The 23,068-nt window shown below is 56.8% G+C and carries 18 protein-coding genes; 9 read left to right on the forward strand and 9 right to left on the reverse strand.

All coding sequences use genetic code 11. The features are described from left to right. Nucleotides 1–133 precede the first annotated feature (133 nt). From V6L79_RS15020 to ahpF, 3 genes are all read left to right on the forward strand, one after another. On the forward strand, nucleotides 134–1,072 hold the full coding sequence (locus V6L79_RS15020) for a site-specific integrase (RefSeq protein ID WP_261742271.1): 939 nt from the start codon (nucleotides 134–136) through the stop codon (nucleotides 1,070–1,072). 172 nt (nucleotides 1,073–1,244) lie between these two features. Further along, the gene (gene ahpC, locus V6L79_RS15025; protein ID WP_261742272.1) at nucleotides 1,245–1,808 is read left to right on the forward strand and encodes an alkyl hydroperoxide reductase subunit C; all 564 of its coding nucleotides are present in this window, start codon (nucleotides 1,245–1,247) and stop codon (nucleotides 1,806–1,808) included. Nucleotides 1,809–1,935: 127 nt separating this feature from the next. After that, a complete protein-coding gene (ahpF, locus tag V6L79_RS15030) occupies nucleotides 1,936–3,498 on the forward strand; it encodes an alkyl hydroperoxide reductase subunit F (RefSeq protein WP_261742273.1) in 1,563 nt (520 codons plus the stop codon). Nucleotides 3,499–3,555: 57 nt separating this feature from the next. Here ahpF and gloA read toward each other — a convergent pair whose 3' ends face one another. The 3 genes from gloA to V6L79_RS15045 all read right to left on the reverse strand — a co-directional run bounded on the left by gloA (nucleotide 3,556) and on the right by V6L79_RS15045 (nucleotide 6,711). Continuing rightward, nucleotides 3,556–4,077, reverse strand: coding sequence for a lactoylglutathione lyase (gene gloA, locus V6L79_RS15035; RefSeq protein ID WP_261742274.1), 522 nt, complete (start codon nucleotides 4,075–4,077; stop codon nucleotides 3,556–3,558). Nucleotides 4,078–4,569: 492 nt separating this feature from the next. Beyond that, complete coding sequence (locus tag V6L79_RS15040) at nucleotides 4,570–4,929, reverse strand: histone-like nucleoid-structuring protein, MvaT/MvaU family (protein WP_261742275.1); 360 nt, start codon at nucleotides 4,927–4,929, stop codon at nucleotides 4,570–4,572. Nucleotides 4,930–5,175: 246 nt separating this feature from the next. After that, nucleotides 5,176–6,711: an EAL domain-containing protein gene (locus tag V6L79_RS15045; protein ID WP_338579084.1), complete on the reverse strand. Its 1,536-nt coding sequence runs from the start codon at nucleotides 6,709–6,711 to the stop codon at nucleotides 5,176–5,178. 341 nt (nucleotides 6,712–7,052) lie between these two features. On the opposite strand from V6L79_RS15045, the gene hppD reads away from it, so the two are divergent. Then, nucleotides 7,053–8,129 (forward strand): 4-hydroxyphenylpyruvate dioxygenase, encoded by a 1,077-nt coding sequence (gene hppD / locus V6L79_RS15050; protein WP_261742277.1) that lies wholly within the window; start codon nucleotides 7,053–7,055, stop codon nucleotides 8,127–8,129. 133 nt (nucleotides 8,130–8,262) lie between these two features. On the opposite strand, the gene V6L79_RS15055 is transcribed toward hppD, so the two are convergent. From V6L79_RS15055 to V6L79_RS15065, 3 genes are read right to left on the reverse strand one after another with little or no spacing between them, the layout of a single operon-like run. Further along, nucleotides 8,263–8,898, reverse strand: a complete 636-nt coding sequence (locus tag V6L79_RS15055) for a DUF1345 domain-containing protein (protein ID WP_261742278.1) — start codon at nucleotides 8,896–8,898, stop codon at nucleotides 8,263–8,265. Nucleotides 8,899–8,950: 52 nt separating this feature from the next. Beyond that, entirely contained in the window at nucleotides 8,951–12,052 is a 3,102-nt protein-coding gene (locus tag V6L79_RS15060) for an efflux RND transporter permease subunit (protein ID WP_338579085.1), read from the reverse strand. Between the two features lie 2 nt (nucleotides 12,053–12,054). Further along, on the reverse strand, nucleotides 12,055–13,209 hold the full coding sequence (locus V6L79_RS15065) for an efflux RND transporter periplasmic adaptor subunit (protein ID WP_338579086.1): 1,155 nt from the start codon (nucleotides 13,207–13,209) through the stop codon (nucleotides 12,055–12,057). 169 nt (nucleotides 13,210–13,378) lie between these two features. Here V6L79_RS15065 and V6L79_RS15070 point away from each other — a divergent pair, with 169 nt between their 5' ends. Then, the gene (locus V6L79_RS15070; RefSeq protein WP_261742281.1) at nucleotides 13,379–14,080 is read left to right on the forward strand and encodes a response regulator transcription factor; all 702 of its coding nucleotides are present in this window, start codon (nucleotides 13,379–13,381) and stop codon (nucleotides 14,078–14,080) included. Nucleotides 14,081–14,084: 4 nt separating this feature from the next. Continuing rightward, on the forward strand, nucleotides 14,085–15,380 hold the full coding sequence (locus tag V6L79_RS15075) for an ATP-binding protein (protein ID WP_261742282.1): 1,296 nt from the start codon (nucleotides 14,085–14,087) through the stop codon (nucleotides 15,378–15,380). 16 nt (nucleotides 15,381–15,396) lie between these two features. Here V6L79_RS15075 and rarD (V6L79_RS15080) read toward each other — a convergent pair whose 3' ends face one another. The 3 genes from rarD (V6L79_RS15080) to V6L79_RS15090 form a co-directional block, all read right to left on the reverse strand. Then, on the reverse strand, nucleotides 15,397–16,278 hold the full coding sequence (gene rarD, locus V6L79_RS15080; RefSeq protein ID WP_261742283.1) for an EamA family transporter RarD: 882 nt from the start codon (nucleotides 16,276–16,278) through the stop codon (nucleotides 15,397–15,399). A gap of 259 nt (nucleotides 16,279–16,537) precedes the next feature. After that, nucleotides 16,538–17,422: an EamA family transporter RarD gene (rarD, locus tag V6L79_RS15085; RefSeq protein WP_261742284.1), complete on the reverse strand. Its 885-nt coding sequence runs from the start codon at nucleotides 17,420–17,422 to the stop codon at nucleotides 16,538–16,540. A gap of 242 nt (nucleotides 17,423–17,664) precedes the next feature. Beyond that, entirely contained in the window at nucleotides 17,665–18,978 is a 1,314-nt protein-coding gene (locus V6L79_RS15090; RefSeq protein ID WP_261742285.1) for an MFS transporter, read from the reverse strand. Between the two features lie 158 nt (nucleotides 18,979–19,136). Here V6L79_RS15090 and V6L79_RS15095 point away from each other — a divergent pair, with 158 nt between their 5' ends. The 3 genes from V6L79_RS15095 (at nucleotide 19,137) to pssA (ending at nucleotide 23,037) form a co-directional block, all read left to right on the forward strand. Then, on the forward strand, nucleotides 19,137–20,234 hold the full coding sequence (locus V6L79_RS15095; RefSeq protein ID WP_338579087.1) for a sugar diacid recognition domain-containing protein: 1,098 nt from the start codon (nucleotides 19,137–19,139) through the stop codon (nucleotides 20,232–20,234). A gap of 130 nt (nucleotides 20,235–20,364) precedes the next feature. Further along, nucleotides 20,365–21,492, forward strand: a complete 1,128-nt coding sequence (locus tag V6L79_RS15100) for a glycerate kinase (RefSeq protein WP_338579088.1) — start codon at nucleotides 20,365–20,367, stop codon at nucleotides 21,490–21,492. A 201-nt stretch (nucleotides 21,493–21,693) separates the two neighbouring features. Further along, nucleotides 21,694–23,037 (forward strand): CDP-diacylglycerol--serine O-phosphatidyltransferase, encoded by a 1,344-nt coding sequence (gene pssA, locus V6L79_RS15105; protein WP_261742288.1) that lies wholly within the window; start codon nucleotides 21,694–21,696, stop codon nucleotides 23,035–23,037. Nucleotides 23,038–23,068 lie beyond the last annotated feature (31 nt).

A 23,068-nucleotide genomic window follows, 5' to 3' on the forward strand; every position in this document is an offset into this window, starting at 1 on the left:
CATACTATATGAGTGTTTAAATTTTGTCTTTATTTGTAATTATAGACACGGGATATACTGGTATTATCCCGTGTTAGAGCCTTTAAAGTGCTTTTAACGGCCGTTTTCAGTACGCCAACCAAGAGAACTGCCCATGAGCGAGCTGGATCGCTACTTAAATGCCGCGACCCGTGACAACACCCGCCGTAGCTATCGGGCTGCTATCGAGCACTTCGAAGTGACCTGGGGCGGGTTTCTGCCTGCCACCAGCGACAGCGTGGCGCGTTATCTGGTGGCCCATGCCGGTCAGCTTTCGATCAACACCTTGAAGCTACGCTTGTCAGCGCTGGCTCAATGGCACAACAGCCAGGGCTTTGCTGATCCGACCAAGGCCCCGGTGGTACGCAAGGTATTCAAGGGCATCCGCGCCTTGCACCCGGTACAAGAGAAGCAGGCGGAGCCGTTGCAGTTGCAGCATCTGGAGCAGGTGGTCGACTGGCTTGAAGGTGAGGCGCAGGCAGCGCAAGCCGCTGCAGATCAGCCGGGGCTGTTGCGTGCACGACGCGACGCAGCCCTGATTCTGCTTGGATTCTGGCGCGGGTTTCGCAGTGATGAGTTGTGCCGCCTGCAGATTGAGCATGTTCAGGCCGTCGCAGGTTCAGGCATAACGCTCTATCTGCCGCGCAGCAAAAGTGACCGTGACAATCTGGGCAAGACCTTTCAAACCCCGGCACTACAGCGCCTGTGCCCGGTTCGGGCCTATATCGAATGGCTCAATACTGCAGCGTTGGTGCGCGGCCCGGTGTTCAGGGGGATTGATCGCTGGGGCAACTTGGGCGAGGAGGGGTTGCACGCCAATAGTGTGATTCCGCTGCTGCGTCAGGCACTGGAGCGCGCAGGCATCCCTGCAGAGCAATACACCAGCCACTCCCTGCGTCGCGGTTTTGCAACATGGGCGCATCAAAGTGGTTGGGATTTGAAGTCGCTGATGAATTACGTCGGCTGGAAGGACGTCAAGTCAGCCATGCGCTATGTTGAAGCGAGCCCGTTTACCGGGATGAGTCTCACCGCTGAAAAACGTATCGGTAGCTGATCGGCGTCAAGTTGAAAACCTTCAGTGAGGGCCATATTTAGTTTTCAGCTATATATAGGTACCGCTGATAGCCAAAACCAATCGCCAGCATCAGCTTTGCCAATGAGCCAGATACGAAATGTGTTGTTAGGATTCACCTCATCAACTTTTCAACCCTGACGGAGAGTCAACGATGCCTATCATCAACAGCCAAGTTAAACCGTTCAAAGCAACTGCCTACAAAAACGGCAGCTTCGTGGAAGTCTCGGACGCTGACCTGAAAGGCAAGTGGTCTGTCGTGTTCTTCTACCCAGCCGACTTCACCTTCGTTTGCCCAACCGAACTGGAAGACCTGGCTGACAACTACGAAGAGTTCAAGAAGCTCGGCGTGGAAATCTACAGCGTGTCGACTGACACCCACTTTGCCCACGCTGCCTGGCACAACACTTCGCCAGCCATCGGCAAAATCCAGTACACCATGATCGGCGACCCTACGCTGACCATCTCCCGCAACTTCGACGTACTGATCGAAGAAGCAGGCCTGGCTGACCGCGGTACTTTCGTGATCAACCCGGAAGGTCTGATCAAGATCGTCGAATTGAACGACGGCGGCGTTGGCCGTGACGCTTCCGAGCTGTTGCGCAAAATCAAGGCTGCTCAGTACGTTGCTGCTCACCCAGGCGAAGTTTGCCCAGCCAAATGGAAAGAAGGTGAAGCTACCTTGGCTCCATCGCTGGACCTGGTCGGCAAGATCTAAGTCTGTGAATCAGACAAGGGCGGTGATCCGCACCTGAGTAGTAAGCAGCATCGCCCTCAAAACGCCCGGGCGACATTCGCTCGGGCGTTTTTTTTACACAGAATTCAGTATTAAGGAGATCGCCCGTATGTTGGACGCCAATCTAAAAGCTCAGTTGAAGTCATACCTGGAGCGGGTCACACAGCCGATCGAGATCGTTGCTTCCCTCGACGACGGTGCGAAATCCCGTGAAATGCATGACCTGTTAAAAGAAGTCGCCAGCCTTTCCAGCATGATTACCCTGCTGGACAACGGCAACGATGCGCGCAAGCCTTCGTTCTCGCTGAACCGCCCGGGCGGCGATATCAGCCTGCGTTTCGCAGGTATCCCTATGGGCCACGAATTTACTTCGTTGGTACTGGCCTTGCTGCAAGTAGGCGGCCACCCATCGAAAGCCAGTAGCGACGTGATTGAACAGATTCGCTCCCTTAAAGGCGAGTTCAACTTCGAAACCTATTTCTCGCTGTCATGCCAGAACTGCCCGGACGTGGTGCAGGCACTGAACCTGATGGCGGTGCTTAACCCGAACATTCGCCATGTGGCGATTGACGGCGCCCTGTTCCAGGACGAAGTCACCGAGCGTCAAGTGATGGCGGTGCCAAGCGTATACCTGAATGGGGTCAATTTCGGTCAGGGCCGCATGGGCCTGGAAGAAATCCTTGGCAAGCTGGACACCAGCGCCATTGAGCGTCAGGCCGAAAAAATCAGCGCCAAGGAAGCCTTTGACGTGCTGGTGATCGGCGGTGGCCCGGCCGGTGCTGCAGCGGCAATTTATGCTGCGCGTAAAGGCATTCGTACCGGTGTTGCGGCTGAGCGCTTTGGCGGTCAGGTGCTGGATACCATGGCCATTGAGAACTTTATCTCGGTTCAGGAGACTGAAGGGCCAAAGCTTGCAACGGCACTTGAAGAACACGTCAAGCAATACGACGTCGACATCATGAACCTGCAACGTGCTGACAAGCTGATTCCTGGCAAGGCGGGCGAGTTGCACGAAGTGAAATTCGCCAGCGGTGCTTCGCTCAAGGCCAAGACTGTGATTCTGGCGACCGGTGCGCGCTGGCGTGAAATGAATGTGCCCGGCGAGCAGGAATATCGCAGCCGCGGTGTTGCCTACTGCCCGCATTGCGATGGTCCGCTGTTCAAAGGCAAGCGCGTTGCGGTAATTGGCGGCGGTAACTCCGGCGTTGAAGCGGCCATCGACCTGGCAGGTATCGTTGCCCATGTGACGCTGCTTGAGTTCGATACCAAACTGCGCGCCGATGCTGTGTTGCAGCGCAAGTTGCACAGCTTGTCCAACGTAACGGTCATCACCAACGCTCAAACCACTGAAGTCACAGGTGACGGGCAGAAAGTTAACGGTCTGCGTTACAAGGATCGTCAATCGGGTGATGTACACACCGTCGAACTGGAAGGCATTTTTGTGCAGATTGGCTTGCTGCCAAACACTGATTGGCTCAAAGGCTCTATTGAGCTTTCGCCTCGCGGCGAGATCATTGTCGATGCTCGCGGTGAAACGTCCATCCCCGGCATTTTCGCTGCAGGTGACGTGACTACCGTACCGTACAAGCAGATCGTGATTGCGGTAGGTGAGGGCGCCAAGGCTTCGCTGAGCGCATTCGATCACTTGATCCGCTCATCTGCGCCGGAATAAGCGGCCAGATACAAAAAAACCCATGAGCAATCATGGGTTTTTTTTTGCGTCCGATTTTTACATCGGTTGCGGCTGGATGATCTCGACCCAGTAACCGTCCGGGTCTTTCACGAATGCCAGCGATTTCATGCGGCCATCGTTCAGACGCTTCTGGAAGTCCACGCCCAGGGTTTCAAAACGCTCGCAAGCGGCGCGAATATCCGGCACCGAAATGCAGATGTGACCAAAGCCACGCGGGTCGGTGTTGCCGTTGTGGTAGACAACGCTGTCGTCGGTTTCCGAACCGTGGTTGTGGGTCAACTCCAGGATGCCGGGAATCGACTTCATCCACAGCGTGCGCGCTGCGTCATCTGCCGGGATCTGCGCCTTGTCCACCAGTGCCAGGAAGTACAGGCTGAATTCAGCTTCGGGGAAATCACGCTTTTCAACCAGCGAGAACCCCAGGACGCGGGTATAGAAATCCAGGGATTTCTCGATGTTCTTTACACGCAGCATAGTGTGGTTGAACACGAAGTTCTGGGTAGCGCTATCTGGTTCAGCAGTTACGCCGGGAATGTTGTTCAGGTCTTGCAGGCTCATGAACCCTCCGAAAATGATGCGTAGGTGATCGGTCGCTACGGTGAGCGTGATGGGCGAATGATACGGAATGTGACGCCATGCGCCAAACCCGATTCAGGGTAATGGCTGCGTGAGTCAAGGTTCAGGCAGGGAGGTTGGCAAATTTCGGGCAAAAAGAAGCCCGCCGAAGCGGGCATGGGGCGCTAGTCCTTTAGCAGCCCCTATCCTGTGATCTTCCATGTGAAAAAATTGTGAAGCAGCACACTCTTTACCCGCTTTCGGTCGCATGGCTCGCACAGCAAGACAATTCCTACATGGTATTACTGCTTTAGCGGGGGATTATTCATTTTTGGACGAGTGATCAGGCTAAATAGACAGGCGCCATTTATCAGGAAGCGGATACGACCACCCTGATGCGAGCAATTAGGCCAGCTTTAAATCTTTAGAATTGAATGACTTGAATTCAAGCTATAAAAAAGCCCTGCACAAGCAGGGCGTTGATCAAGTACAAACTTATGCACGAAGCCAAGTATCTACCGTTGCGGCACCGTACTCTTCTTTCCATGCTTTCAGGCCGCGATGATTGCCGCCCTTGGTTTCAATCAGTTCACCGGTATGCGGGTTTTGGTAAACCTTCAGCACGCGAGCCTTACGCTGTTTAGGTGCTGCCCCGCCCTTTGAAGCTGAAGGATTAGGGTCAAGGATGGCGATAATATCCCGAAGGCTCTTGCCGTACGTTTTCATCAAGTGTTGAAGTTTTTCTTCAAACTCGATTTCTTTTTTCAGTCCGGCATCATTTTTCAAGGCTTCCAATTGCGCCAGCTGTTCTTGAAGCGCTTTTTCGGCAGCGCGAAACTCAGCAAGTCTAGACAAAGTCATTACTCCATTCACAGGTTCGGTGGGGTGATACCGAAGCGAATTAATGATGTTTGGAATGCACAAGATTTACCGGGTTACGCCTCGCTGTTGCTTCTTGTGAGCGAGCCCGCTGATGCAAACATTCAAAAGTTCTTATTGGCACAAAAAAATTGTAGTAGTTAATTCGCAGGCTGCCAAGTGATACAGGCTTACTGTTTAAAATTGTTTTAATCAGTAAGCCTGCTTGTTGTTAAGCAGGTGTTATCGCCCCTGTAAAGCGTTGATGAATTCGGCGGCGGGCATGGGCCGCGCAAACAAATAGCCCTGTAGAAAATCAACGCCTTGAGCGGCCAGGTATTCACTTTGCTCTTCGGTCTCAACGCCCTCGGCAACTATCCCCAGGTCGAGCTTTGCGCTCAACTCAATGATGCTGTCCAGAATATGTCTGGACAGGGCGTCCACGCCAATCAGGGCGACAAAACTCTGATCAATCTTCAAATAGTCGACGTTGAACTCGCGCAAGTAACTCAAGCTTGAGTGGCCGGTGCCAAAATCATCGATGGCAATCATGACTCCCAGGGTGTGCAATTGACTGAACAATTCATGGGTGGTGGGGGTCGGTACGATCTGGTCGCGCTCGGTAAGTTCCAACACAAGGCTGATTTTTCCGGGTGGGAACGCCTTTAGAAAGCGTCGGCAATCTTCTACCAGTTCAAGGTTCTGGCAATGCCGGGCCGTAATATTGAAGCCTATATGGAAGCCGGGTTCCATATGGCTGGAATGGGGGGCAAGCAGGCGTGATGTTTGCTCCATGAGTGAACGCGTCATGGGCACAATCAACCCCGAGTGTTCTGCAAAAGGAATAAACAGGTCCGGGCGAACCAACCCCTCATTAGGATGCTGCCAGCGCATCAATACTTCCGCCCCTGCCCACTGCTTGGTATCACCCCGTACCACCGGCTGAAAGTATGGAATGAACTCTGCCGCGTCCAGACCGCGGCGCATTTCACTGGAGGGTGATGATGAGCGTTTTTGCAGCCTGTGAACCGTCGCTGCTGAAATAGCGCCTAAAAAGATCAACAAACCGAGGAAGCCGGGGTATTCCACAATGACATGCTGCCAGACTTCGCCCTTGTTAAACCCTGCAATTACTTGGTAGGGGAATTCGGGTGAGGCTACTGCAGTTTGCGCCACTGGAAAATGTGGAGGCGGGGTGTTGCGTACTTGGCCGTAACGATCGATCCAGGCATCGCCCACTGTAATCATTAGTTGGGTCTTGTGGTTGATCAGGCCCAATACGTTAACCAGATGAAAGCCGTACAGGCTGATCAACACCCCACGTTTTTCATCGTTGCGGCGGTACACCAGAACGGGGTCATTGGGTGTGACCATAGTGCCGGGCATCAGCCACAACTCACCATTGGCATAGTTGGCGGGGTTAACCACTTCCTTGTAATTGCCAAATAAAGAAGTGCAGTAAATCTGGTTGTCCCACACCAGGTTTACGGAGCGTACAAAAGGGCGGCGCGCGACCTGCTCGCGCAGGGCCAGTTCAACCTGAGCACAGTCCTGACCGGCCAGCGGCAAGACGACATCGGCGGCAAGCCTGGCGTTGTCCAGCATCAAGTCAAACTGGCGTACTGCTTCAGTAGCGGTTTGTTCGGCTTCAAGCTCGAGCGAGCGGTTGGCCTGCCAAAATAGAATAAACATCCCCAGCACAACTGGCAGCAGCCCACTGAGCACAATCAGCGCGTAGCGGTCAGTCCATTTGCGGCTCAGCTTCAGAGTGAGTGGCATTCAAAATCCTACTCATGCGTTGGGGGGGGGAGGCTTTGGCGTACGCTAGAGAACAATAGTAAAAGGCTAGCAGCACAGGCCGGCTATTTTACAATGGGTAGGACAAATAAGATTACGCCATGTAGAATCGGCTTACGCATACAAGAATAACGACTTCTGCATTCAGAAGCCCTACCGCGTAAGAGATGGATCGAAATGAAGCGATTCGGGTTCCAATTGATCTACGGTGATTTCCTTGCGCGCAGTGTACGCGGGATCTCCTGCGCGCCTCCTGCCAGCCTCAGCATTCTTAGTAAATAACCCCTGTTTATTCTAAAAATGACCATGATGAGGCGCCGAAAATGGCTGATCTATACGAAAACCCAATGGGCCTGATGGGCTTTGAATTCATCGAATTCGCGTCCCCTGTACCCAACACTCTCGAACCTGTCTTTGAAATCATGGGTTTCACCAAGGTGGCAACCCACCGTTCCAAGAACGTGCACTTGTATCGCCAGGGCGATATCAACCTGATCCTCAATAACGAACCCAACAGTGTCGCGTCATACTTCGCAGCGGAGCACGGCCCGTCGGTTTGCGGTATGGCTTTCCGCGTGCGCAATGCGCAGCAAGCCTACACCCGAGCGCTTGAACTGGGTGCCCAGCCGGTCCACATTCCTACAGGTCCAATGGAACTGAATTTGCCGGCTATTAAAGGCATTGGCGGTGCGCCGCTGTACCTGATTGACCGTTACGGCGAAGGCAATTCGATTTACGACATCGACTTTGTGTTTATCGAAGGCGTCGACCGTCATCCCGTGGGCGCTGGGCTGAAGATCATCGATCACCTGACGCACAACGTCTATCGCGGCCGCATGGCTTACTGGGCCAACTTCTACGAGAAGCTGTTCAACTTCCGTGAAATTCGCTATTTCGACATCAAGGGCGAATATACCGGCCTGACGTCCAAGGCCATGACGGCTCCGGATGGCATGATCCGTATCCCCTTGAACGAAGAGTCGTCCAAAGGTGCAGGTCAGATTGAAGAGTTTCTGATGCAGTTCAACGGCGAAGGCATTCAGCACGTGGCTTTCCTCAGTGATGACCTGATCAAGACGTGGGATGCGCTGAAGAAAATCGGCATGCGTTTCATGACTGCGCCGCCAGAAACTTACTACGAAATGCTCGAAGGCCGCCTGCCGAACCACGGTGAGCCGGTTGAAGAGCTGCAATCGCGTGGGATTTTGCTGGATGGTTCTTCCGAGTCAGGCGACAAGCGTTTGCTGTTGCAGATATTCTCGGAAACCTTGATGGGCCCGGTGTTCTTCGAGTTTATCCAACGCAAGGGTGATGATGGCTTTGGTGAAGGTAACTTCAAGGCGCTGTTTGAATCCATCGAACGCGATCAGGTGCGCCGTGGTGTGCTGACGGCTGACTAAAAGCCGGTGGCTGCCGCAATGGCAGCCACTTTGCTGATGCAGGTCCAGCTCTTGCGGGAGCGGGCCTGCTCGCGATGTGGGCCGCAGAGATGCCTTCGCGAGCAGGCTCGCTCCCGCAACTTTGAGAGTCTCGTTAGAACAACCCCGCCGCAATATTGATCGAAAACCCCAGCACAGCCGTGTTAAACAAAAAGCCCAGCAGGGAGTGCCCCAATACGGCTTTGCGCATTTCGCGGGTGGCAATGCTCACATCAGCTGTCTGCACCGCAACGCTGAGGGTGAAAGAGAAATACATGAAGTCCCAGTAATCCGGGTCCAGTTCCCCTTCAGGAAAGCGCAACGCTGGCTCCGTCCCTTCGTTGTTATAGAACAGCCTTGCGTAATGCAGGCTGAAAATAACCCCGATCATCAACCATGAACCCACCACAGTCAGTCCGGTAAAACCGTAATGCATAAGGCGGTCGCCATCGCTGAGTTTGTTGCCCGACAGCTCAAGGGTAACGGCGGCGAGGCTGGCAATCGATGCAATGCACACGGTGATCAGCACCATACTGGCGTTTTCATCTTCTACTTCAGCCGTGCGTTTTACGTCACAGGCTTTGGAGCGCATCACCAACCACAACGTCAGAGCCAGATACAGCCATACACCGGCGTTCCAGCCCAACAAAAACTTGGTGGTTATTGTGGCAGCGGGGGCGAAAATGCCGACCGCCACACCCAGCAGGGTAGCGGCGGTCAAGCGAGGATGCGTGCGAGCAAGGTGCGGCATAAACAATCCCTGTTTCTGAGTGTTACTGCACCTTAGCACGCACCGCAGCGTCTTAACCCTGACGTGGTTTGCTTCTTGCGAGTTTCATCACCACCACGAAGAACACCGGCACAAATACCACGGCCAGGGTTGCGACGATCATGCCGCCAATAACCCCGGTGCCAATGGCTTGCTGACTGGCCGAACTGGCGCCCGTGGCAATGGCTAACGGCACCACGCCGAGGATGAACGCCAGGGAGGTCATCACGATCGGACGTAGCCGCAGGCGGGCAGCTTGCACGGTGGCGTCAATCAGATCATGACCTTCGTCGTAGAGAGTCTTGGCAAATTCGATGATCAAAATGGCGTTTTTGGCCGATAAACCAATGATAGTGATCAGCCCCACCTTGAAGAACACGTCATTGGGCATCCCGCGCAACGTCACGGCCAGTACTGCGCCGAGCACTCCCAGCGGCACCACGAGCAACACCGCAGTCGGGATCGACCAGCTTTCGTACAGCGCCGCAAGGCACAGGAACACGATCAGCAGTGACAGCCCGAGCAGAACCGGTGCTTGAGCCCCGGACACGCGTTCCTGCAACGATAACCCGGTCCATTCCAGGCCCAGACCTGTAGGCAACTGGCTGATCAGACGCTCCATTTCGGCCATCGCCTCGCCGGTGCTGTGCCCTGGAGCCGCCTCACCGGAAACGCTGATCGCCGGGTAGCCGTTGTAGCGCGTCAACTGCGAGGGGCCCTTTATCCAGCGGGCTTCGACGAAGGCCGACAGCGGCACCATCTTGCCGAGGTCGTTGCGCACATTCATTTTCAACAAGTCTTCAACCTGACTGCGCTGATCGCCTTCGGCCTGAACCACTACCCGCTGCATGCGGCCCTGGTTCGGGAAGTCGTTGACATAGGCCGAGCCCACCGCGGTAGACAGCACTGCACCGATGTCAGCGAAGGAAATGCCCAGCGCATTGGCACGTTTGCGATCAACCTCAAGCTGCACTTGCGGGCTTTCTGCCAGTGCCTCTTGACGCACATTGGCCAGCACCGAGCTTTTTGCGGCCAGAGCCAGCAGTTCGCTACGGGCTTGCATCAACGTGTCATAACCGACGCCACCACGGTCTTGCAGGCGCAACTCAAAACCGCTGGAGGTGCCTAGGCCACTGACCGGAGGCGGCAGAATGGCAAAGGCAATCGCGTCCTTGAGTTCGCTGAAAGCACCGTTCGCCCGGTCAGCGATAGCCGATGCAGAGTCCTCGGCGCCACGCTGCGACCAGTCCTTGAGGGTGGTAAAGGCCAGCGCTGCGTTTTGTCCGCTCCCCGAAAAACTGAAGCCCAGAATCATCGTGGTATTACCCACGCCCGGCTCGCTGGCGTTGTGTGCCTCGATCTGCTCGACCACATTGATCGTGCGGTTCTGGCTGGCGCCCGGCGGCAGTTGTATGTCGGTGATGGTGTAACCCTGATCCTCGACCGGCAAAAAGGAGGAGGGCAGACGGGCAAAACACACCACCAGAATCACCAGCAAGCCACCGTACACCAGCAGATAACGCCCGCTGCGCTTGATCAGGTGTACTACCCAGTTCTCATAACCTGCTGACAGGCGTTCGAACTTGCGGTTGAACCAGCCAAAGAAACCGCCCTTGGCATGATGTTCACCCTTGGCAATGGGCTTGAGCAGGGTTGCGCATAGCGCCGGGGTCAGGGACAGGGCCAAAAACGCCGAGAACAGGATCGAAGTCGCCATCGACAGCGAGAACTGCTGGTAAATGACACCCACCGAGCCCGGCATAAACGCCATCGGAATAAACACCGCCACCAGTACCAGGGTGATGCCGATAATCGCGCCGCTGATCTGGGTCATTGCCTTGCGCGTAGCTTCACGGGGCGATAGTCCTTCGCTGACCATGATCCGCTCGACGTTTTCCACCACCACAATGGCATCGTCCACCAAAATGCCGATCGCCAGCACCATGCCGAACATGGTCAGTACGTTGATCGAAAACCCCAACATCAGCATGGTGGCGAACGTGCCCATCAGCGCCACCGGCACCACCAGGGTAGGGATCAAGGTGTAGCGGATGTTCTGCAAGAACAGGTACATCACCAGAAACACCAGCACCATGGCCTCGACCAGGGTGTAGATGACCTTGGTGATCGAGACTTTGACAAACGGCGTGGTGTCATACGGGATGGTGTACTCGACACCGGCCGGGAAATAGCGGCTCAGCTCGTCCATCTTGGCGCGGATCAGGTTGCCGGTATTCAGCGCGTTCGCCTCCGGGGCCAGCTTGACGCTGAAAGCGCTCGCGGACTTGCCGTTCAGACGGGTGCCGTACTGGTATTCCTGGCTGCCGATTTCGACCCGCGCGACATCGCCGACCCGCACGGTAGAGCCATCCGGGTTAGCACGCAGAACAATGTCAGCAAATTCTTGCGGGGTAGATAGCTGTCCTTTGACCAGAACCGTGGCAGTGATTTCCTGTGTAGAGCGGCCCGGCAAGTCACCGATGCTGCCTGCTGAAACCTGTGCGTTTTGGCTGGCAATCGCTTGGTTGACATCAGCCGGGGTGAGGTTGAAGCCAATCAGCTTTTGCGGGTCGATCCAGATACGCATCGCTCGTTCGGCGCCATACAACTGGGCCTTGCCGACCCCGTCGATGCGCTTGACTTCGTTCATCACGTTGCGCGCAAGGTAATCGCTGAGGGCGACCTCATCCAGCGTGCTGGTACTGTCGGCGGTCAGGGTCACCAGCATCAAAAAGCCCGAGGAGATTTTTTCGACTTGCAGGCCTTGCTGAATAACCGCCTGTGGCAGGCGCGACTCGACCGCTTTAAGCCGGTTCTGCACATCGACCTGAGCCATTTCCGGGTCGGTGCCGGGTTTGAACGTTGCGGTAATGCTGGCACTGCCCAGGCTGCTTTGGGATTCGAAATACAGCAGGCCGTCCGTGCCGTTGAGCTCTTGCTCAATCAGGCTGACCACACTTTCGTCCAGGGTTTGCGCAGATGCACCAGGGTAAATCGCGTACACCTCAACCTGTGGCGGTGCCACGTCGGGGTATTTGGCTACTGGTAACTGCGGGATGGCCAAGGCCCCCGCCAGCAGAATGAACAACGCGACGACCCAGGCAAAGACCGGGCGGTCGATAAAGAACTGCGGCATGCTCACTGATCCGTGGAGTGTGCGAGAGGAAGTGTCGGGTCATCGATTTGTACTTGCTCGCCGGGGCGTGCGTGCTGCAGACCTTCAGTGACAATACGGTCACCGGCCTTGAGGCCTGAAGTCACGGCCCAGCGATCATTATGTGCGCTGCCCAGTTGCACTGATTGCAACTGCACACGGTTGTCAGCATCAATCAACAACACTTGGGCAACCCCGGCGCTGTCACGCAGGACTGCGCGCTGCGGCACGCTGATGCCTTCCTTGTTGACTGCCTGCTCCAGACGCACACGCACAAAGCTGCCAGGCAGCAAGTCGTAGTCAGGGTTGGGGAACTCGCTGCGCAGAATGATCTGCCCAGTGCTCGGGTCCACGGTCACATCGGTAAACAGCAGCTTGCCCGGCAGCGGGTACAGGCTGCCATTGTCGCGAATCAAGGTGGCCTTGGCTTGCTGCTTGCCAACCTGCTGCAACTCCCCGGCACGGAAAGCCTCGCGCAGGTTGTCCAGATCGCGGGTGGACTGCGTCAGGTCGACATGGATCGGGTTCAGTTGCTGGATGCGTGCCAGCGGCGTGACTTCGCCCTGACCGACCAGTGCGCCCTCAGTCACCAGTGCACGACCAATGCGACCGGAGATCGGCGCGGTGACGGTGGCGTAGCCTAGGTTCAGTTTGGCGCGCTGAACAGCGGCCTGGTTGGCGGCAACATCGGCGTTGGCCTGCTGTGCAGCCGCGCGCGCATTGTCATGGTCCTGGCGGCTGATGGCGTTGATTTCAATCAGCTCGGCGTAGCGCTGGTCTTGCAGTTTTGCCTGCAAGGCAACTGCCTCGGATTTGCGCAGTGCTGCCTGGGCGCTGTCCAGGTCCGCCTTGAACGGTGCCGGGTCAATCAAAAACAGTACATCGCCCTGTTTGACCTCCGAACCTTCGGTGAATGCGCGCTTGAGCACGACACCGGCAACCCGGGCGCTGACTTGCGCCACGCGCGGGGCCACAACCCGGCCGCTCAGCTCGTTGCTGACGGACAGGGGCGCAGTGGCGATGACTTCTGTACGAACCTTGGCCAAAGCAGGTTTGGTTTCAGCGACCGGATTTTTATCACAGGCACTGATGGCCAGGGCCAGCGCCGTTAGGAATAGCGGGGCGAAGAGCTTTTTCAACGATCGTGCCTTCTTAAATAAGCGGGTTGTTTCTGTAGGCATGCTAAGCGCAGCACGCAAGAGGCGTTGTGAAGCTATGTAGAGGGTGTGTGAAAAAGTGTGAAGGTTGTGCTCCTATCCCTGTGAGGTTGTATATCCTTTGGGTTTTCCCCGGTTGTAAGCACATATTATGCCCACTATTTTGCTGGTCGAAGACGATGCCGCTCTTTCGGAGCTGATTGCCAGCTATCTGGAACGCAATGGCTATCAGGTCAGTGTGATTGCCCGTGGCGATCAAGTCTGTGACAGAGCAAGAAGTAACCCTCCGGATCTGGTCATTCTTGATCTGATGTTGCCAGGGCTCGATGGCCTGCAAGTCTGCCGTTTGTTGCGCGCCGAGTCTGCAAGCCTGCCGATCCTGATGTTGACAGCCCGCGACGATAGTCATGATCAGGTGCTGGGGCTAGAGATGGGGGCTGACGATTATGTGACAAAACCTTGCGAGCCCCGTGTATTGCTGGCTCGCGTGCGTACTCTTTTGCGCCGCAGTAGCCTGGCCGAGCCACAGTTGGCCAGTGACCGGATCATTATTGGCAACCTGTGCATCGACTTGTCAGAGCGCACGGTTCACTGGCGCGGGCAAGTGATCGAGCTGTCCAGCGGCGAGTACAACCTGCTGGTGGTGCTGGCGCGGCATGCCGGTGAGGTGCTGAGCCGTGATCAGATCCTGCAGCGTTTACGCGGAATTGAGTTCAACGGTACGGACCGTTCTGTCGATGTGGCAATCTCCAAGTTGCGGCGCAAGTTCGATGACTGCGCCGGTGAAGCGCGCAAGATCAAGACTGTGTGGGGCAAGGGTTACCTGTTCAGCCGCTCTGAATGGGAATGCTGAGTCCATGTTCAAAATACTGATACGCCTGTATCTGGTAACGATCGTGTCGTTCGCCATGGCCAGTTATCTGGTGCCTGGGGTAATCGTGTCGCTGTTTCATGAGCGTTTCATGAACTACAACGTCGATATGTCGCGGGGCATGCAGACCCTGCTGGTCAAACAGTTCCATCATCTGCCCCCCGAGCAATGGCCGAGTCTTGCCCAAGAACTCGACACGCAATTCCAGCCGATGAGGGTCAATCTGCTGCCCATTACCGATGCGAAATTCACCGCCGAGGAGCAACGCCAGTTGCAGCAAGGGCAGGGCGTATTGCGTATTGGCGAGTGGGGTTGGCGCACACTGGTGGTTTCACCACTGGACGATCAGGTCGCCATTGAATGGGTCATGCCCCCTGATCCGTTTGATATGAGTGTGTTGTACTGGAGTATCAACGTCTTGATCGGTGCTGCCATGCTTGGCGGCTTGCTGCTGTGGCTGCGCCCGCACTGGCGTGATCTGGAGCGCCTCAAGCTAACGGCGGCGCGCATCGGCCAGGGGCAACTGAGCGAGCGTACGCAGATATCCCAACGTTCGAACATTTATGGCCTGGCCACGGTGTTTGACGCCATGGCGCAGGACGTCGAGCATCTGCTCAATCAGCAGCGCGACTTGTTGAATGCGGTGTCCCATGAATTGCGCACGCCGTTGACACGTCTGGACTTTGGGCTGGCGCTGGTACTGTGCGACGACTTGCCTGAGCCCAGTCGTCAGCGCTTGCAGGTATTGGTGGGGCATATTCGCGAACTGGATGAGCTGGTACTGGAGTTACTGTCGTTCAGTCGCCTGCAAAATCCGGCATTGATGCCAGAACGGGTAGAGGTGTCGCTGGATGAGTTTATCGACAGCATTCTCGGCAGTTTTGATGAGGAACTGGAGGCGCCCGATATCGTGCTGGATGTATTGCTGCACGGAACTCAAGAGCGCTTTGCCCTTGACCCGCGGTTGACTGCGCGGGCGCTGCAAAACCTGCTGCGCAACGCCATGCGTTACTGCGATCGGCGAATTCAGGTGGGAGTGAATGTTACCGGCCAGGGCTGTGAACTGTGGGTGGATGACGACGGGATTGGCATTCCGGAACAGGAGCGTGAGCGTATTTTTGAACCGTTCTACCGTCTGGATCGCAGCCGGGACCGAGCGACCGGGGGCTTTGGCCTGGGGCTGGCGATCAGTCGGCGCGCCCTGCAGGCGCAGGGCGGTACGCTGAACGTCGAACAGTCACCGTTGGGCGGTGCTCGCTTCAAGCTCTGGTTGCCGGCTTGAAGCGAGGTTTTGCACTTTAGATGGAGCGACGCTGACGGCTCACATGCTTCAAGCCTTCAATAATCAACACCACCACCGCAAGCCAGATCGGGCCGTAGGTCAACCATTGACCCTCTGCCAGGCTGTCACCCAGCAACAGGGCGACAGCGACCAGCAGCACCGGCTCGACATAACTGAGCAAGCCGAACAGGCTAAATGGCAGCAGTCGGCTGGCCAGAATATACGCGAAGCCTGCCGCAGCACTGATGATGCCCATCAGCGGCACCAGGGCATACAGCGCCTGGCGTTGCTCGCCAAGGTCGACATGCGGCCCTGCCAGCACAAACCAAAGTGCGGCAGGCACCATCAACAGCATATCCAGCCATAGCCCGCCGAGGTTATCGATGCCGATCTTCTTGCGCAGCACGAAGTACATCGGGTAACCGACTGCGACTACAAGAGTTGTCCAGGAAAAACCACCCGTGCGGTACAGCTCATTGGCCACGCCGATGACGGCCAGGGCCGTGGCGATTTTCTGCAAGTGTGACAAGTGTTCGCCGTACACGATGCGTCCGGTAAGGATCATCGTCAGTGGCAGCAGGAAATAACCCAGTGATACATCCAGACCATGCCCGTTAAGCGGCCCCCACATAAACATCCACAGCTGCAGGCCGACCAGGAAACTGGTGAGCAGCACGCAAGGAATCAGTAGAGGTTTTGCACGTAAGCGATTGAAAATTATGGGAACCCATTTCCAGTCGCCGGAGAGGCAGATAAACAGAGTCATGAAGGGCAGCGAGATCAGTATTCGCCAGCCGAAGATTTCCTGGCCATCGAGGGGCCAGAGAAGGGAAGTGAACCAGTACAAAACGCCAAACAAGCAGGAAGCCAAAATCGATAGAACAATACCTTTAGACACAACAACCTCAATGGATCTACAGCGTTACTCGTGTGAGTGGGCACATAGTTTGAGGGTGTTGGGGGATGTTGGCAAATGCCTTTTAAACCAATTACTTGGGACTGATTCTTGTTGTGGATGCTCAACTCTAAAAAGTGCAAGCAATTACTGGGCCAAAGTCGTTTTAAACGAGCGTTCGTGTTTTTCAAAAAACTGATTAACGGTAGCGCTATGGGCGCGAGCAAGCCCGCACCCACATGCACAGCTACAACCAGGCCGATTACATCGACCTGCGTTGACGCACCAGATGCTTGAAGCCTTCAAAAATCAGCACCAGCACCGCCAGCCAGATTGGCAGATAGGTCATCCATTGCCCGGCGCTGATGCTTTCGCCCAGCAGCAACGCAACAAGAACCAGCAAAACCGGCTCCACGTAGCTGAGCAAACCGAACAAGCTGAATGCCAGCATCCTGCTGGCCAGGATGTAGCTGATCAGGGCCAGCGCGCTGATGCCCCCCAGTATCGGAATCAGCGCGTACAGCGCGGGGCGCTGGCTGGCCACTGCAAAGCCTTGCTCACCGCTTTGCACAAACCACCAGGCCACGGGTATCAGCAGCAACATGTCGAGCCACAGGCCGCCGAGGTTGTCGGTACCTGCACGTTTGCGCAGCACGAAGTACAGGGGATAACCGATGGCCACCACCAGCGTGGTCCAGGAGAAGCCGCCTACCCGGTACACCTCGTTGGCGACCCCGAGGGTAGCCAGTGCTGCGGCGATTTTTTGCAGATGCGACAGTTGCTCGCCATACACCATGCGGCCGGTGAGGAGCATGGTCAGCGGTAGCAGGAAGTAGCCCAGGGACACGTCAAGACTGTGACCATTGAGCGGTGCCCAGAGAAACAGCCAGAGTTGAACGCCCACCAACGCGCTGGACGCAAACAGCACGGCCCAGAGTCGGGGTTGCTGGCGCAGTCGCGAGACGATTGCCGGAACCAGTCGCCAATCACCGGAAATACACATGAACAGGGTCATGCAGGGCAGGGTCAGGAGCATCCGCCAGCCGAAGATTTCGGCTCCGCTCAAGGGCCAGAGCAGAGATGTGAAGTAATACATGACACCGAACAGGCTCGATGCCAGAACAGACAGAACAATACCTTTGGACACAACAGCCTCGTTGAAACACGCATTTTGATTATTAGAAGTGCGTAGCTTGAGGCCCCGTGAACGATAGGGCAAATTCTCGTAGCAGCTGCCGAAGGAACGAGGCTGCGTTCGGGTGCGAAGCGCCCGTGAATCCTGAATCCGGGATTTGCCTGACACACCGCAGTGTCCGGTTTTACGACGGCTGCGCCGCCGAACGCAGCCTCGTTCCTTCGGCAGCTGCTACGGGGATATGCGTATTAGCGTTATGCGTTACTTATGCCACGGGTCATGCGCAGTGCGAGCAGGCTGCCACCCACAATCACCGCTGCCAGCACATACAAGGCCACGTCAGTGGAGCCGGTGGCGTCTTTGACAAAACCCACCAGGTACGGGCTGAGGAAACCAGCCATTTGCCCCATGGAGTTGATCAGTGCCAGACCGCCTGCTGCCGCACCGGCGCTGAGCATCGCCGTAGGAACTGGCCAGAACATCGGCAAGCCAGTCAGTGCACCCATGGTCGCAATGGTCAGGCCCAGGATCGCAATCGCCGGTTGGGTGGCGAAATTCACCGCTATCACCAGCCCCAGCGCGCCCATCAGCATAGGCACCACCAAATGCCAGCGGCGTTCCTTGTGCAAGTCTGCCGAGCGACCCACCAGCAACATGAACACCGCCGCCAGCAGATAAGGAATCGCACTGATCCAGCCGATCACCAAGGTGTCGCTGAAACCCAGGCTCTTGATGATTGACGGCAACCAGAAGTTAATCGCATACACGCCACTCTGGATGCAGAAGTAGATCAGGCCAAAGGCCCAGATGGCCGGGTTTTTGAACACGGCCAATAGCGAATCGGTAGAAGAGGCCGGTTTGCTTGCCGCATCCAGCCGATGATCCGCTTCAAGCACCGCACGCTCATGAGCGCCCAGCCATTTGGCGTTGGCAAAGCTGTCGCTCAGCAGGTAAATCGCCAGTGCGCCCAGCAGCACGGTAGGGATCCCTTGCAGCATGAACATCCACTGCCAGCCTGCAAGGCCGCCCTGGCCTGCAGCGAAGTGGCTAAGAATCCAGCCCGAGAACGGGCCACCAATCAGCCCTGAAACAGGAATGGCGCACATGAACAACGCCATGATCCGGCCACGGCGAAAGGTCGGGAACCACTGCGAGAGATACAACACCACGCCCGGGAAAAAGCCCGCCTCAGCAGCACCGGTCAGCAGGCGCAAGGTATAGAAGCCGGCAGGTGTCGTGACAAACATCAGGCAGGTCGACAGCGTGCCCCAACTGATCATCATCACGGCGATCCAGCGCCGCGGGCCGAACCGGGTCAATGCCAGGTTGCTCGGTACGCCGCACAGCACGTAGCCGATAAAGAAAATCCCGGCACCGAGGCCGTAAACGGTTTCGCTGAACTTGAGTGCGTCGAGCATCTGCAATTTGGCAAAGCCAACGTTTACCCGGTCGAGGTAATTGAACAGATAGCAGATGAAAATGAAGGGGATCAAACGCAGGGTGATGCGCTTGTAGATGGCGTTTTTGTCGTCATCGCTGATCGGCGATGCGTTGGCGCTCTGTGGCATCTTATGTCTCTCTTTATTATGTTTTTTTGCGATCCGGGGGTAACGTTGACCGCTGCTTGAGTCTCGGTCACCGCAACGTCGCTGTCTTTGTGCTATCGCACAGCATTTTGCCGAGTCGCCTGTGCCCGTGAACAAATGTATCCAAGGATAGTCACCCTATGTTTGAACTGGACCATGATTTGGCACAGGACATCGTGGATCGCGCGATGGCCATCTTGCCGTACAACGTAAACGTGATGGACAGCCAGGGCCTGATCCTGGGCAGTGGCGAGCCTGAACGTATCAACACCCGTCACGAAGGAGCGCAGTTGGTACTGGCCAATGGACGGGTGGTGGAAATTGACGCGCAAACCGCCAAATGCCTCAAGGGTGTGCAGCCCGGTATCAATTTGCCGCTGTTGCTCGATCAACGCTTGATCGGGGTGCTGGGGCTTACGGGCGAGCCCGAGTTGCTGCGCACTTACGCCGAACTGGTGCGCATGACCGCCGAAATGTTGGTGGGCCAGCGTTATCAGCAAGCCGAACAGCAATGGCGACGGCAGCGCTGTGATGATCTGGTGGCCCTGTTGCTCAGCGAGGGCGGTGACTCCCCGCGATTGATCGATGAAGCCCAGCAGTTGGGGCTCAAGCCGCAGCTGGCGCGTATTCCGTATCTGTTCGAGCTGGGCAAAGGGCAAAGTGCCGAGGCCTTGAGTGCCTGGCTGCAATCACGTTACCCGGACAGCTGGTGCGTTTGCCCTGCGACGGGTTCGCTGTTGTGGTGCCGACCGGCAACCGTTGTGCTGGACGATGTGCGCCTGCTGGAAAAACTCGACGGCCAGGGCTGGAAGGTCTTGCGCATTGCCGCGGGCGGGCAGGCAGATGCGCTCAAAGGCTTGCGCCGCTGCTATCGCCGGGTCGGTGACTTGTTGGCGTATGGCCGCGATGTACTGCCGCAGACACGTTTGCTGACTCTCAATCGCTACCGCTTACCGGTAATGCTGTGGCGCCATCGCAATGACGATGCGCTGGAGGAGTTGCTAGGACCGTTGCACAAGGTGGTGGCCAAGGACGCCAACGGCCAACTGATTGCTACGCTGCGCAGTTGGTGCGAGCACGATGGCCAGAGCCAGGCCTGCGCCGACGCCCTGGGGATCCATCGCAACAGCCTGCGTTATCGCATGGAGCGCATCGCCGAATTGAGCGGTGTCGATCCGCTAAGCCTCAATGGCATGCTGGCGCTGTATTTGGGCGTTCAGCTTTTACCGCAAAGTTAGTCGCGCACCTAGCTGTGGCCGCTCCTTGTAACAATGAACAACAAACCCTGTGATTGCTTGTGCGCCCGACTGGCGTGTTTGTGCCCGGATACTGGCAGCATGGAAGGCATAAGAACTGGAGATGCGCCCCATGAAAATCGTGATTGCCCCCGACTCGTTCAAAGACAGCCTGAGTGCCGAAAAAGTTGCCGACGCGATCGCCGCAGGCTTGGCTGAGGTATTGCCCCACGCGCACCTGGTCAAATGCCCGATGGCCGACGGCGGTGAAGGCACGGTCGAGGCGATTGTCGCCGCAGGCAATGGCCAGTTACGGCGCAATCAGGTGCAAGGCCCGCTTGGCGAGCCCGTCGAGGCGCATTGGGGCTGGCTGCCGGACAGTCACACAGCAATCATTGAAATGGCTGAAGCCAGCGGTCTGCAACTGGTGGCTCCGGCACAACGTGACGCGTGCATCAGCAGCACTTACGGCACCGGTGAACTGATCAGGGCTGCGCTGGATGCAGGCGCGCGGCGCGTCATCCTGGCTATCGGCGGCAGTGCCACCAATGATGCCGGAGCGGGTGCACTGCAGGCATTGGGGCTGGGTTTGTTCGATGAGCAGGGTAATAGCCTGGCTCGTGGCGGCCTGGCGTTGGCCGGGGTAGTACGTATCGATCTGACTGGCCTGGATCCGCGCCTGACCGAAGTTCGCTTTGAGATTGCCGCCGACGTTAACAACCCGCTGTGCGGCGAGCATGGAGCCTCGGCAATTTTCGGCCCGCAAAAGGGCGCGTCAGCCGAACAAGTGCGCTTGCTGGATCAGGCCCTGGGGCATTTTGCTGACCATTGCGCGCAGGTCTTGCCCAAGGATGTACGCGACGAGCCAGGTTCGGGTGCTGCCGGGGGCTTGGGCTTTGCCGCCAAGGCGTTTTTCGGCGCGCAGTTTCGCCCAGGGGTGGAAGTGGTCGCCGAGCTGGTAGGGTTGGCCGAAGCGGTTAAGGGCGCTGATCTGGTGATTACCGGTGAAGGCCGTTTTGATGCGCAGACACTGCGCGGCAAGACCCCCTTTGGCGTCGCACGTATTGCCCAGGCCAACGGGGTTCCGGTAGTGGTGCTGGCTGGCACCTTGGGCGAAGGTTATCAGGCCCTGTATGAGCACGGGATCAACGCCGCATTTGCGATTGCCAGTGGCCCTATGACCCTGCAGGACGCCTGTGATCGGGCAGGGCAGTTACTGACCGACCGGGCGCGGGATATTGCACGTTTGTTGAGTTTGTAGCAGTTGCAGAGGAACGAAGACTGCGCTCGGCGACAAAGTCGTCGTAAATCAGACCGCCAAGTGTGTCAGATGTATTGAGAGCCAAGGTTTTACGACGGCTGCTTCGCCGAACGCAGCCGTCGTGCCTCGGCAGCTGCTACAGACTTGAGGCCCAATCGTGTAAGCTTCGCGGTTCTTCGCATTCGACCCTTAGCGAGCCCTATGCCGTCGCTCTTCAAACGCTCTTTGCTGCCCAAGCTGCGCAGCTTTCCGTTGTCCGCCGATGCATTCAGCATCTTGCCCAGCGCTGCGGACTTTCGTCGCTGCCTGCTGGAGCAGATTGCTGGCGCACGCCATCGCATCACGCTGGTGGCCTTGTACCTGCAACAGGACGAGGCGGGGCAGGAAATCCTGGATGCCTTGCATGCCGCTAAAGCCGCACGGCCCGAACTCGAAATCGCAGTGGTTGTCGATTGGCTGCGTGCCCAGCGCGGGCTGATCGGTGCAGGCAAGCAGCCCGGCAATGCGGCCTGGTATCAGGCACAAACCGCGGCTCACGCGAGCCATGTGCCGATTTATGGCGTGCCGGTACAAACCCGTGAGCTGTTCGGCGTGCTGCACCTCAAGGGTTTTATTGTTGATGACTGCGTGATCTACAGCGGTGCCAGTCTGAATAACGTGTACCTGCACAAGCTCGACAAGTATCGCTTTGACCGTTACCACCTGCTGCACAACAAGCAGTTGGCCGACACCATGCAGCGCTTTGTCCAGCAAGACCTGATCGAGGCCAAGGCGGTGCATCGCCTGGACGTGCCAACACTGCCGACGACCCGCAGTTTGCGCAGTGCTATCGGTGATTTGCGCAGCCATCTGAAAAAAGCCAGCTATGACACCAGCGCCGGGACTGTCGGCCACTTTGGCCTATCGGTCAGCCCGTTGCTGGGCGTGGGTAAAAACAACCAACTGAGCCGGGTGATTTGTGAACTGATCGCCAGCAGCCAGCAACAGCTGACTATCTGCACGCCGTACTTCAACCTGCCATTACCGGTGACCCGCGAGATCAATCGGGCCCTGGAGCGTGGAGTGCGGATTGATATCGTGGTCGGCGACAAGACTGCCAACGACTTCTATATCCCGCCGAGCGAACCCTTCCGGATTATCGCAGCGTTGCCGTATCTGTATGAGTTGAGCCTGCGTCGGTTTGCCAAAAACCATCAGCGGATGATCGACAACGGCCTGCTGAACCTGCATTTGTGGCGCGAAGGTGACAACACCTACCACCTCAAAGGCATGTGGGTGGACGACCGCTATACCTTGTTGACCGGCAACAACCTCAACCCACGGGCATTCCGTCTGGATCTGGAAAACGGCCTGTTGATCGATGATCCGCGTCGTGAACTGCTGGAGCCGCGGCGCAAGGAGCTGGACGCGATTTTTGCCCACACTCAGCGCATCGACAACTTCAAGAACCTGGAAACACTGGCGGAGTACCCGCCAGCGGTAGCCAAGTTTTTACGTCGGGTCAGCCGGGTACGGATTGAGCGCTTGTTGTACCGGATTCTCTAAACACCTGTATTTGTGGGAGCGAGCAAGCCCG

The organism is Pseudomonas sp. ML2-2023-6, from assembly GCF_037055265.1.
Taxonomy (GTDB): domain Bacteria; phylum Pseudomonadota; class Gammaproteobacteria; order Pseudomonadales; family Pseudomonadaceae; genus Aquipseudomonas; species Aquipseudomonas kulmbachensis.